General features: G+C 33.4%; 11 protein-coding genes. 4 read left to right on the plus strand and 7 right to left on the minus strand.

The window, feature by feature from the left end; translation table 11 throughout:
• From LQ598_RS13345 to LQ598_RS13355, 4 genes are all read right to left on the minus strand, one after another.
• On the minus strand, positions 1-1,635 hold a 1,635-nt coding region (locus LQ598_RS13345; protein WP_239745690.1), incomplete at its 3' end, for a YSIRK-type signal peptide-containing protein.
• A gap of 381 nt (positions 1,636-2,016) precedes the next feature.
• On the minus strand, positions 2,017-2,142 hold the full coding sequence (locus LQ598_RS13865; RefSeq protein ID WP_275590114.1) for a hypothetical protein: 126 nt from the start codon (positions 2,140-2,142) through the stop codon (positions 2,017-2,019).
• On the minus strand, positions 2,139-3,320 hold the full coding sequence (locus tag LQ598_RS13350) for a YbfB/YjiJ family MFS transporter (protein WP_239745691.1): 1,182 nt from the start codon (positions 3,318-3,320) through the stop codon (positions 2,139-2,141). The genes LQ598_RS13865 and LQ598_RS13350 overlap by 4 nt, the downstream gene beginning before the upstream one ends.
• A 252-nt stretch (positions 3,321-3,572) precedes the next feature.
• Positions 3,573-4,577 carry an NADP-dependent oxidoreductase gene (locus LQ598_RS13355; protein ID WP_239745692.1) on the minus strand — a complete coding sequence of 335 codons (1,005 nt, stop codon included), beginning with the start codon at positions 4,575-4,577 and terminating at the stop codon, positions 3,573-3,575.
• 268 nt (positions 4,578-4,845) lie between these two features.
• Here LQ598_RS13355 and LQ598_RS13360 point away from each other — a divergent pair, with 268 nt between their 5' ends.
• On the plus strand, positions 4,846-6,225 hold the full coding sequence (locus LQ598_RS13360; RefSeq protein ID WP_016913022.1) for an amino acid permease: 1,380 nt from the start codon (positions 4,846-4,848) through the stop codon (positions 6,223-6,225).
• 100 nt (positions 6,226-6,325) lie between these two features.
• Positions 6,326-6,613 (plus strand): putative quinol monooxygenase, encoded by a 288-nt coding sequence (locus LQ598_RS13365; protein ID WP_016913021.1) that lies wholly within the window; start codon positions 6,326-6,328, stop codon positions 6,611-6,613.
• A gap of 67 nt (positions 6,614-6,680) precedes the next feature.
• On the opposite strand, the gene LQ598_RS13370 is transcribed toward LQ598_RS13365, so the two are convergent.
• Positions 6,681-8,174 carry a CoA transferase gene (locus tag LQ598_RS13370; protein WP_239745693.1) on the minus strand — a complete coding sequence of 498 codons (1,494 nt, stop codon included), beginning with the start codon at positions 8,172-8,174 and terminating at the stop codon, positions 6,681-6,683.
• Between the two features lie 129 nt (positions 8,175-8,303).
• Here LQ598_RS13370 and LQ598_RS13375 point away from each other — a divergent pair, with 129 nt between their 5' ends.
• On the plus strand, positions 8,304-8,897 hold the full coding sequence (locus tag LQ598_RS13375; RefSeq protein WP_209355000.1) for a TetR/AcrR family transcriptional regulator: 594 nt from the start codon (positions 8,304-8,306) through the stop codon (positions 8,895-8,897).
• Between the two features lie 749 nt (positions 8,898-9,646).
• Here the strand turns inward: LQ598_RS13375 and LQ598_RS13380 are convergent.
• Both LQ598_RS13380 and LQ598_RS13385 read right to left on the minus strand, forming a co-directional pair.
• Positions 9,647-10,966, minus strand: a complete 1,320-nt coding sequence (locus LQ598_RS13380; RefSeq protein WP_016913170.1) for an Nramp family divalent metal transporter — start codon at positions 10,964-10,966, stop codon at positions 9,647-9,649.
• A gap of 131 nt (positions 10,967-11,097) precedes the next feature.
• On the minus strand, positions 11,098-12,366 hold the full coding sequence (locus tag LQ598_RS13385) for a pyruvate MFS transporter (RefSeq protein WP_103323145.1): 1,269 nt from the start codon (positions 12,364-12,366) through the stop codon (positions 11,098-11,100).
• A gap of 291 nt (positions 12,367-12,657) precedes the next feature.
• On the opposite strand from LQ598_RS13385, the gene isaB reads away from it, so the two are divergent.
• Positions 12,658-13,164, plus strand: coding sequence for an immunodominant staphylococcal antigen IsaB family protein (isaB, locus tag LQ598_RS13390; protein ID WP_126578837.1), 507 nt, complete (start codon positions 12,658-12,660; stop codon positions 13,162-13,164).
• The last annotated feature ends 114 nt before the right edge of the window (positions 13,165-13,278 follow it).

The raw sequence follows: 13,278 nt of genomic DNA on the forward strand, positions 1-13,278 counted from the left end.
TTCTGATTCTGAGTCACTTTCTGAGTCTGACTCACTTTCCGAGTCTGAGTCACTTTCCGAGTCTGAGTCATTTTCTGAGTCTGAGTCGCTTTCTGATGCTGATTCACTTGCGGAATCATCTTCTATAATAATTGAGTCCTCATCACCACTATTTGCAAGTAAATCAAGATCAATCAAACCACTACCAACAGCTGATTTAAAATTATATTCATGTCTGCCTGGTTCATCTGATTCAGGTAAGATACCACCTTCTGTTAGCTGGTTTAAATCTAATCTCAACGTATATGTAATACGAGAAGCAACACCTAATGTAACTAAACTAGGTGCTTGTCCATAAATAACTCCAGTGTTTGGATCAATATTTAGATTATTACCATTAATCGTACCTGTATTTCTAAAAACTCCTAAACCTCCGGGTAAATCATAATCTAATTTAACTGCATTACTAAAATTAGGGTCTGACATTAAAGCTAGAAATTGTGGAGGCAATTGGAAAGTAGGATATGTACTGCTTAATCCAACCGAAAGTAAAGGGCGTCCTTCTAATTTCAATTCTAATTGACCATTATTATGAGTAGCATTCAAATCCATATTTCCCAATAGATTTACATCTGCTAGAGCAGATATAGCTAAACTTGTTTGTCTAGCACTTGTTGTAGCAGTTCTTTGTGTATTAGTTATACCTTCTGTTTTATCTATTGTTTTACTTTTTGGTTCTTCGTTTTTAGTGTTTTCGTCTGTTGATTTATCATTAATTGTTTTCTCTTCTTGAGCTGATTCTTCTTTATCTGTAACTTGTTCTTCATCTGTAACTGTTTCTTCTTCATCTTTAGCTGGTGTTTCTTTTGCTGGTTGCTCTTCGTCTGTTGCCTCGTCATTTGTTGTATTTTCTTTGTCTGTAGCTGGTTCTTCTTTTTCTACATCTTCTGACGCTTCATCTGGTGCGTCTTCTTTATCAGGTACATCTTCCGAAACTTGTTCTTCATCTGGAACTGTTTCATCTTTAACTGGTGTTTCTTCTGCTGGTTGCTCTTCTTCTGTAGCAGGTTCTTCTTCGTCTGTTACTTCGTCATTTATTGTATTTTCTGCATCTTTAGCAGGCTCTTCTTTTTCTATATCTTCTGACGCTTCATCTGGTGCGTCTTCCGAAACTTGTTCTTCATTTGGGAGTGTTTTGCTATCTGTAGCTGCAGGTTCTTCATCTTTAACAGGTGTTTCGATTGGTGTTTCTTCTGTTGTTTGTTCAGCTTTTTCATCATTACTTGCTACAGTTTCTTCTGTTGGCTGTTCTAAAGATGGTTCTACTGATTCTTCTTTATTTGTTTCTGATGTTGTACTTTCTTGGGGTGTTTCAACATCAGTTGTGTTAGTTTCCTCAATTTGTGTGTTTTGTTCAATTGATTTTGAGGCTGGTTCTTCTTGTACAGTATTTAAGTTATTTTCTTGGGGTGTTGCTATTTCCTTATCTGCATCTTCTGATTCATTTGATGCACTATTTGAAATATTGAATGTTGTTTCCCGACTGTTTTCACTTGCTTCAACTGTGTTTACCCCCGCGTATAACGTTAAACCTATTAAAACTGATCCTGCTCCTACTGAAAATTTACGTATAGAGTATCGCATTTTTTTTCTCATCTCTTAACTCCTCCCAAATTATATAATTACATCTTAATATTACTACATTATTTTAATTTTGCACTATCTTTTTAATGTTGATAACTAATTATGTGCAACTTAGTTATTGTAATATAAATATTATAAATTGGAATAAAATAACATATAATAATAATTAATGGTTTATAGAGTACATTATGACACTTAAAAACCCTGTTGTTTCAGGATTTTAAAAGGTTATTTCCTTGTCATTACTATATAATTTACAAAAAAGACGTTTTAATTTTTAACAATATAAAAATCTAAAGTAAACTCACAAAACTAAATAAATAGTTCATTAGATTTTATGTAAATATAATAAATTTAAAAAGAAAAAAAGAAACAGGTAGCCTGTTTCTTTTTTTACTTATCTATAGTTCCAAATCTATTTTTCATATCAAAGATAAAATCTACCATGCTTTTTCTGTATGGAATAAACAAGCCTTCTTTCACCATATTATGTATTTCATTTTTAGTTGCACAATTCAATTCCCCAACTTCTTCTGAACTGGTCTTTGGCTTATAAATATAGCAATTATAGCTAGTATTAACAGTGACGATGCAAAAATAAGTGCACCATTGTAATTATCTGTATCTCCAATTAATATTCCTGCAAAGTAAGGCGCTATTACTTGTCCAAGACTGTAGATAAATGTTAATAACGCTACTAAATTTTTACCTGAAATTGCACTCATTAATTGGCCTCGTGACATAAATAGCGTCGTTAAACCTAAGAAAGTTCCTCCAAACAAACATGAACTGATAATTAAACTTACAGTATGATGTGAAAATACGGGTAATATGACACCTATAAATTGGAGTATAAATGCTAGATAGATTGCTTTAATAAACCCAATTTTATTTCCTAAAATAGACCATAATATACAAGATGGTATTGCCGCTAAACCTACAAACATCCAACTTAACGCAGCATATTCTTTCAGATTTGGAATAGATTCAACAATTGCCACTAAGAATGTACCTGTTACAATATATCCCGCACCTTCTAATAAATAAGCAATTGAGAAGAATACCATAAACCACTTTGTATATGCTTCACTTTTATTATTTACATTTAAGTTCTTGTTCTCTAAATTTATAGGTTCTTTAATATCTTTCATTAAGAAAATAACAACTGATCCCATCACTAAAGATGCGACACCTAATATGATCCATGTAGATGCCCATGTGTCGCTATCCGTATACAGTTGAACAAAGATACTGCTCGTAAATATCCCAATACCCACGCCACTATACAAGAACCCAGATAAATGAGACTTGCCACCTTTATTTAAAGATTCTAATACAACATTAGAAGCAAGCACAAATACAGTACCACTTGTAATACCGGCTACAAACCTTAAAATATTCCATGTTACAAAGTCATGCGTGAAACCCATCAACAACACAGAAATAATGTTTATTAATAAGTATATTTTTAAATCAATAACCTTACTTTTCATAATCAAGAAAGTCGGAATCATGGCACCGATTAAATAACCTAAATAATTAATCGTCGCCAATAGTCCAGCATCTTGATTGCTTAAATGCGTTGCTTTTTGCATGAAAGGTAAAACGGGCGTGTATGAAAATCGACCAATCGCCATAACGATAAAAAGTGATAACATACCTAATAATAGTTGTTTATAAGCTTTACTAGATGACAATTTACGCACCTCTTTTTCTCTATTAAATAATATTATCTACTTCTTGCTATATTTATACAATCCTAAATTGAATATCTTTTAAATTCCGGGTGTTCATACTGCCAACATATCACACGAAAAGATATGTCTATAAAGGAGTCTACGATTTTAAAATATAAAAAGATCTCTTCACTAGGCAATTGCCTAATGAAGAGATCTTTTATTTTGAGTTTAGGTATTTATGTCCCAGACTCCTAAATTGTTTTTTATTTTTTATAAATCTGCTATTTTAATAACTTGTTTACCAAAGTTATCACCTGTAAATAATTTACGGAATGCGTTTGGTATTTGGTCAAATCCTTCATCTACTGTTACTTCTGATTTAATTTTACCTTCTTGCACCCATTGCGCCAATTGTTCACTAGCTTCTTTAACATCTTCGTTAAATTGCGCAACTATAAAGCCTTGCATAAGTGCTTGGCTCTTGATAAGAACTTGCTGTATACGAGGACCAATATCTTCTCCTTTAAGATTATATGAAGAGATTGCACCACATACTGGAATTCGTGCAAATTTATTAAGGTGTTTAAATACTTCATCGGAAAGTTCTCCGCCTACATTTTCAAAATATACATCAATTCCGTTTGGTACTGCTTTTTCAAGTTCTTCAGCAAAATTATCTTTCTTATAATCTATACCTTCATCGAAACCTAATGTTTCCGTTAAATATTTCACTTTTTCTGAACCACCTGCTATACCAACTACATGAGCGCCTTTAAGTTTAGCAATTTGTCCAACTACTGATCCTACTGCTCCTGAAGCTGCTGAAACAACAACTGTTTCTCCTTCTTGAGGTTTACCAATTTTCAACAATCCTTGATAAGCAGTCATGCCTGGCATACCTAGTACACTTAAATATAGGTATAATGGCACTTCGTCAGATGCTATTTTAGTTACGTATTTTTGATTAATTGTAATATATTTTTGCCAAGGTAATATTCCCGTTACAATATCTCCTTCTTGCAATTCACTTGAGTTTGACTGAACGACTTCTGCAACAATATGTCCGTTAAAAGGTTTATCTATTTCATATGACTGTGTATAACTTTTTGAATCATTCATTCTACCTCTCATATAAGGATCTACCGATACATATATCGTTTTTAATAATACTTCGTCGTTATTTGGTTCTCTTACTTCTATATCTTCATATCTAAATACTTCATCTTGAGGAATACCTTCTGTTCTTTTAGCTAATACGATTTGTTCATTTTTCATGATTGTTCCTCCTCATTTATTATTAAAAATTTTTATATCCTTTTTCTTCACGATAGTAAATATTAGACTTGATATTTAAGTTAGTCAAACAGTCTGTTTAACCTTTAAATATTTCCTCATATTTAATTACTTTCCCTTAAACTTCACTAAATATTCAAAATAAGTACACATTAATTCCTTTTTAGAAATAAAATTACACTAATCTAATTATTTAAACATATAGAATTTTTAGATAAATCTATGTATAATTATCTGCCGGAGGTGCAACATGAATCAATTTTTCAAGAAGAAACAGTGGCTTTCTTCTCAATCAAATAAAAAACTTAAAAAAACACTCGGCGCATTTGATTTAACAATGCTTGGGGTCGGTGCTGTTGTAGGTAGTGGTATCTTTATTTTACCAGGTGAAATATCTTCAACTATTACAGGCCCAGGAATTATGATTTCATTTATTATTGCTGCAATTGGATGTGGTTTAGCAGCATTATGTTACTCAGAATTTTCATCAAAAATTCCTCAAGCAGGAAGCGCCTATACATATAGTTATTATGTTTTCGGTGAAGGTATCGCTTGGATATTAGGTTGGGCATTATTGTTAGAATATGGATTAGCAATAGCTGCTGTAGCTAGTGGTTGGTCTTCATATGTGATCAATTTATTATCCGGTATGGATATTCATTTAGTAAAAGCATTATCTGGATCATATGATCCTAGTAGCGGTCAATACTTCGATTTACTGTCTTTTTTAATTATTATAATCATCGGTGCATTATTAGTTAATGGCGTAAGAGAATCTACTCGAATTAATAATATTATGGTTATTATTAAAATTTTGGTGGTCTTATTATTTATTATCGTAGGTGTCTTCTATGTTAAACCTGAAAATTGGACGCCTTTCTTACCATTCGGTTTCAATGGCGTATTAACTGGTGCATCAATGGTATTTTTTGCTTACATTGGCTTTGATGCTGTATCATCAGCAGCTGAAGAAGTTAAAAATCCTCAAAAAAATATGCCAATAGGTATTATAAGTGCATTAACAATTTGTACAATCTTGTATATTATTGTTTCTGCTGTTCTAACTGGTGTTGTGCCGTATCAGCGATTAGAAGGCGTTGGCGCACCTGTAGCTTTTGCACTACAATCGATTAATCAAAATTGGATTGCAGGATTTTTATCATTAGGCGCGATAGTAGGTATGACAACAGTCATATTTGTGATGTCTTATGGTGGAACACGTTTAATATTTGCAATGAGCAGAGATGGATTATTGCCAAAAGTATTATCGAAAACAAATGAAAAACAAACGCCGGTACACAATACAATTATACTCACAATATCTATGGGCGTTGTGTCAGGTCTTGTACCTCTATCACAACTCGCTTCATTAATTAATATCGGAACATTGTTTGCTTTCTGTACAGTTTCAATAGGTGTATTGTTCCTAAGAAGAAATCATACACTTCCAACAGAAGGATTTAATGTGCCATTCTATCCTGTATTACCTCTAGTATCTTTTGGCATATGTTTATATCTTATGACAAACTTATCCCGTACAACATGGATAGCATTTATGATTTGGTTTATTTTAGGAATCATCGTTTACTTTTCTTATGGCATTAAACATTCGAAATTAAAAGCTGAATAAAAATATTAAAATTCCAAGCTTTCAAAATTTACAATTCTTTTTTATTCTGTCATGATGCATCTATAGTAATTAAAATTGATAGAGAGAAAGAGGTTATTTTATGATTATCATAAATGCTAAATTCCAAGTTCAAGCACAATCTGTTGAACAATATGAATCATTAGTTAAAGATTTAGTTGAAGCGTCAAGAAATGAAGCAGGCAACATCGGTTACGAACACTTTAAAGCTACAGAAAATGAAAACACTTATTTAATGTACGAAATATGGGAAAGCCAAGAAGCTATAGAGTCTCATAATAATAGTGAGCATTTCCAAACTTTCTTTAGCAGTGTCAAACCATTACTTGCTGGACCTTCTGATATTAAAGTGAGTTTAAGCAAAGAATAAATAAATTTTAAGCCGATAGAGAGCATTTGTCATGCTCATCTATCGGCTTTTTTATAGCTTTATATCATTATTTCCAAACGGGTTTATCTGAACCTCTTACCATTAACACTGTGTCATATTTACCAGGTGTTTCAGACATTTCGACTTGATCCGTTACACCTACGTATGTGCCTAAAGGTGTTTCCGCTTCAAATTGCTCAGGTGCAACGATGCGATGTTCCTCGTTACTATTAGATGCTTCTTGAGCATATGCTTTATCAAAGATACCTAAAGACATTAAATATGCTGAAACTTTACTTAATGAAACAGACACACTATAACTACCGCCTTCTACAGCTCTTCTTTCTAAAGCTTTAATTGTCCCTAATTCTAACAACCAAGAAATAACATAGTCATTCACAACTACGATTGGAGGTAGTTCAGGTTTCTCATCTGTTCCTTCTAAAGTCATGACGCCGGTCACGCTACCTGCAGTTTGATCAAATCCATTTCTATTAGCCCACGGACCTGTATGTCCATGTAAATTTACAGAAGCATGGATTATACCAGGATGTTGTTCAGCTAATTCTTGTGCTGTAAGTTGATATTCTTCCATAAATCCGTGTCTTTTATTTATAAAAAACACATCTGCATCATTTAATAATTCATCCAATTGAGCTCTATGAGAAGGTTGATGCTTAATATCTAAATAAGTTGAACGCATACCTACATTTGATGTTAAATACATTGTTTCAACTTCAAGCTCTGTTGGTCTCCATACATTTAATACATCCGCACCATGTAAAGCAAGTCCTCTACCTAATCCTGCACCAGCAATAACGTGCCCCATACCTAAAGCGCGTATACCACTTAATGGCTGTTCTGGGCTTTCTGTAAATGGTTTAGGATCAGATTCACCAACTTTTTTTATTTCAATAAGTTCTGATTCTGCAACATGCTTAAATTGTTCTTCTTCTATAAATTCTTCCAGTGAGCGCACGAGAGGCATCACGATTCCTTTTTTGGAACCTGCTTCTTCTAAATCATGCCCATTCCACTGCTTAATTGCTTCAGTAACCGCTTCTTTAGAGCCACGACAATTTAATAAATCCAATACATGTTCTTTCGCATTCGGGTATGGGTTTAAGGGCATTACCCATCTATTATCTTTCGTTTCATAAAAGCTAAACCTAAAGGGTGTATGAGGATCTTCTTGGCTTTTAGCCGGAAATCCATTTAAAGTTTCCCATTTACGCTCATAAAATGGAGATAGTCTTTTCACAGCTTTTCTTATATCGACATATATATCTTGGCCTTTTCCTCCTCTAACTTGCCATAGATGGGCTAATGCAACCGATTTAGCTGCTAGCCCTAAACCTGCTAATCCTGCAATTCTTAAAGTACTTGGCATAATCGGATCTTTACCGTAAAAAGTCACTTTCCCACCACTATCAGCAGTTGAATAACCTACTGAATTAAGAATTTCTTCTAAGGCAGCATTCAAATCAAAAGTATCATGATTTAATCTATTATGTTTATTATTTAACAAAGTTTCTTTTAAATCTTTGGAATCTTGTTTCATTATTTTCTCCTCCTTAACGTATGAACACTGTCCATTATAAAAACGTTCGACATTGAAAAACAATATGTGTAACATAATAAATACAACACATTCCTCATTTGTGTTGCATATATCAAAAGGATGAAAATAATGAATCATAAACGTAAAAATTCAAAAAACAAAATACAATCTGCTTTATTGAATTGTCTTAACACAACTCGTCTTGAATCTATAACTGTTAAACAACTGTGTGAGCATGCAGAAATTAACCGTTCTACGTTTTACAGACATTACCCATCAATAGAAGCATTAGCAGAACAAACAATAACAAGTCACTTTCAATTACTCTTTGGAGAACCTTATACCTTTTATTTAAAGCATCATAGCATTAGCGAATCACAATTTTACATCGCCAATAATATTTTTAGTCATATATCACACTATGCTTATTTTTATAAAACGATGTTCAATTACTATTCGGACTTTTATATACTACTCAAAAATCATATACAACAAAGATATATCATTTTCTTCGAAGACACAGGCGCTGAAAACGACATGTTGTTAGAAAAAGAAATAGTAGCAGAATACATTGCTTCAGCATATAGTGGGATGATACAAGGATGGATTAACCAATCATTCCGTACCTCCCCTGAAGAAATGGCGCAAAGACTCATCTTGTTAAACTCAACAGGACCCATTAAATTATTAATAGACGCTGAAAAAAAGAGAGATAGAAGGTAAAAAAGCCAAGGCATCACACGCCTTGGCTTCAGACTGTCAACAAAGTCACTTAAAGTGAACTTGTTGGCTTTTTTTAGTAAACGGTATGATATGTTTTAAAATCTTACGATTTTGAAAGTGCATGCTTGCCTAGGGGTATGGCTCGAGCCTGTAGTCTCTCACTCATACTATTCCCCCGGGCGTCCGCACTTTGCAAAATCGTGGAGAATAGTATAAAGAATTATTGCTATTTATCATGTGGGCCTTCACTTGATAAATTCAACGGCTCTATTTATCATGTGGAGCCTGACTTGATAAATTCAACGGCTCTATTTATCATGTGGAGCCTGACTTGATAAATTCAACAGCTCTATTTATCATGTGAGCCCTGACTTGATAAATTCAACGGCTCTATTTATCATGTGGACCTCGACTTGATAAATTCAATGGCTCTATTTATCATGTGGATCTTCACTTGATAAATTCAATGGCTCTATTTATCATGTGGAGCCTGACTTGATAAATTCAACGGCTCTATTTATCATGTGAGCCCTGACTTGATAAATTCTAAATAAAATTCCATCTATTTTATAATATAATTTGCTAATATTTGGTATTTTTTTATTGCTGACTCCTGCGGGAACAGCATGATTCGAAGACTACAGGCTGAGAACATGCCCGCGGAAAGCATGCGCATAAAAAAATGCCGGCAAAGTTTAAGACTTTGCCGACACACTGAAGCCAAGGCATCACACGCCTTGGCTTTTTATCTACATAAATTCTGAAATTGTTTCAATTATTAAGTATACATTGAGTACGCTCAGTACGATTGCTAATACCCACGCTAAGATACTCATCCATGTTCTATTTACAAATGTCTCACCCATTATTTTCGGATTATTTGTTGCCATAATAAGCGGAATGATACTAAATGGTAAAGCTAAACTTAAGAACACTTGTGTAAATATTAACAAATCTTCAATTTTAGTTTCGCTAGATCCATATAACCATAAACAGAGAAACACAGGAATTACAGCAATGATTCTTGTGATCACTCTTCGTAACCATGGTTTTAATTTAATTTTCAAAAATCCTTCCATAACAATCTGGCCTGATAACGTTCCAGTAATGGTTGAATTTTGACCGGATGCTAATAATGCGATGGCAAATAATGTACTCATTAATGCGCCACCTACTGCACCACCAACATGTGAATGGCTTAATGCATCGTATAAATCAAAGAATCTCCCTAGTGCTTCATGACTTCCGAAAAATAATGCAGCACCTAGCACTAATATTAAACAGTTAATAACAAAAGCTATTGATAATTGTATATTGGAGTCGATCGTAGCATATTTAATTGCGCTTTTTTTACCTTTATCTGTTCTTTCGTAATTTCTTGATTGCACGATAGATGAATGTAAATATAAATTGTGAGGCATAATAGTCGCACCGATAATACCTAATGCAATATATAAAGCACCTTTATTTGTTACGATTTCTGAACTAGGTATAAAGCCTGCAAATAATGAACTTGTTTCAGGTGAAGACAAGTACACTTCAAACATAAATATAACAAGTACCGTAAATATAAGCACACCAACAATGGCTTCTATTTTTCGAAAACCGAGTTTAATAATCATAAGTAACAGTAGAACATCTAATACTGTTATTGTCACACCTAGTACTAAGGGTATATTAAATAGTAAATTCAATGCGATTGCACTACCAATCACTTCAGCAATGTCCGTAGCCATTATAGCTAATTCAGCTAATACCCATGAAAATATACCTAAACTTTTATTTGTCATATGCTCTGTTACTTGAGCTAAATCCATGCCACTCGCAATACCTAATCTCGCACACATACTTTGTAATAACATAGCAGAAAGACTAGAAATGAGAATGACAAATAATAATATATATCCATACTGTGCTCCTCCAGCCATTGAAGTAATCCAATTACCTGGATCCATATATCCAACAGCCACAAGCAAACCTGGCCCTAAATACATTAGGAATTTTCTAAAAGCATTTGCTTCTGCATCAAAAGAGACAGTACTATTGATTTCTTCTAAACTTTTTCCCATTTCGAACACCTCTTATACCAAGAGGATAAACCCATTTCTTTATTTTGTAAATATTTTTATTAGGTATACCTAAACTTTTTTAATTATAAAAAATCTATTGCCCATTTTGTTTAAGGCAATAGATTAAAATTTTATACAGTTTCTTCTTTTACTAATGGATTATCTGGTTTAATAAAGAACCACATGATGATGGCGAATACTACTGGAACCATCATTAATTGTAACGTCCATGTCCAACCAATTTTGTCTGCTAAGAAACCAGCTAATATCGGACTTAATAATGCTCCAATATTACCCCATAAGTTCATCCATCCTGAAACAGTACCCGCAAAGTTACGACCTAAGTCTGTAGCTGTTGCCCAACTCATTCCCATTGATAAACCGACTCCACCAAGACAAAGTGATAACCAGAAGATAGTCATATATAACTGACTCGTAGCTAACGCAAAGTACAGTGATATACAGAACACGACGAATCCAGTAATTGCGATAAAACCACGTGCGACGAATTTAGATTTACCACTTGATAAAATTTTATCTGAAATTGTTCCACCTAACATGATTAGTATAAACATCGCTAACCAAGGTGCACCAGCAATAAATCCCATTTTTTTAAATTCTACATGATGCTCTTCGTGAATATATGTAGGTAACCAAATTAAAAATAATGTAATGATAAACTGTACTACAAAGTATTGTGCGGCAATGGCATAAAAGCTAAAGCGACTAAAGAATAATTTCCAAGGTGCAGTTGTTTTTTCAGTATCAACTACATCTCGCGTTTGCATAATGAATTGTTTCTCTGCTTCATTGACCATTTTATGTTGTTCTGGTAAATCTTTCGCAATTATAGCCCATAAAATAGCGATAACAACACCTATTAAACCAAAGATATAGAATACTGCTTCCCAACCAAAAGATGTCATAATCGCAATTGTAACGATTGGCGCAATAACAGGACCAAAGTAAGACCCAGCTAATAGTGCAGAAGAAGCACGACCTTTTTCGTTCTTATTAAACCAATAACTATTAAAAACAGCATTTGATGGGTACATTGGTGCTTCACCTACACCAAATAAGAAACGCACGAAATATAGAAAACCGTGGTTTTTAACAATACCCGTTAAAATTGTGAAGGCACTCCACCATAATAATGCGATTGTCAGCATCTTTTTAGGTCCGAATTTCTCTGCAAGCATCCCCGAAGGAACTTGCATCAACGCATACCCTAATGAAAAGAATGACGCTAAAAGACCAAATTGTGTTTTGTTCATGTTCAAATCTTCCATCATTGGTCCTGCGATAATCGAAATATTTGAGCGATCCATATATGCAATAATACCTATAATAAAGAAGACGACGGCAAAATACCATCTTATATTTGTTCTTTTTTGTTTCATAAATATCCAACTTTCTTAATTAATTTTCCTTAAAATTCATGCGGTCATATGATGACTTAATGATTAATAAGTTGAATATAGCATAATTAGGAAACGCTTACAATATAAAATTAAAAATATTATTATGTTATAAATTGTGAATAAATACACAATAATAATTAAGATGTTACGTTCGATAATCAATTCGATTATTTTGGTTAACGTAGCGTATTAAGGGTAGTGTATTATTACAACATATATCATGACAGTCAGGCAAAATAAACGTTATATCAAATAAAGGGAGTGGAGAGAATGAAAAAAGTTTATCAATTAATAGGGATCGGTGCATTAACAACAAGCTTATTACTTGGCATAACAACTGTTGAAAATACAGATCATGCAATTGCAGCTCAATCAGAGTCTGAAACAACACCATGGTATAACTATGATGGCTACACATACAATAATCCCAACTTCGTATTAGATCATTCTTTTGTAGAAGCACTGTACGCAGATAACGTTACAATTAATGGATATCAAACAGAAGCTGACGCTAAGACTGGCACAGGTGGAGAATCCATAACTGTCTATGATACAAAAATCTTAAAAGATAAAAACGGTAAAGTCGGCACGATCATGTTTGATGTTAAATCAGGTGTCGTTACTCAACAAGCATTCAAAAAAGCTCATAAAGAGACAATGATTGTTGATGAAGGAGATCAATTTTTAAAGTACGGTACATTGAATCAATATTATCTCGCATCGTTTGATGAAAATGGTTATTTAGTGCATATGGAAATTGGTGTCATACCTCAATAATTCAAAAAAACCATCACATAACATTGCACTAACCCCATGATGTGGGAGTAAAATAAAAACACTTTCGTTGAATTCATATTAAAATGAATTTATACGGAGGTGTTTTTTCTATGA

It is taken from the genome of Mammaliicoccus sp. F-M27 (assembly GCF_022387115.1).
Taxonomy (GTDB): domain Bacteria; phylum Bacillota; class Bacilli; order Staphylococcales; family Staphylococcaceae; genus Mammaliicoccus; species Mammaliicoccus vitulinus.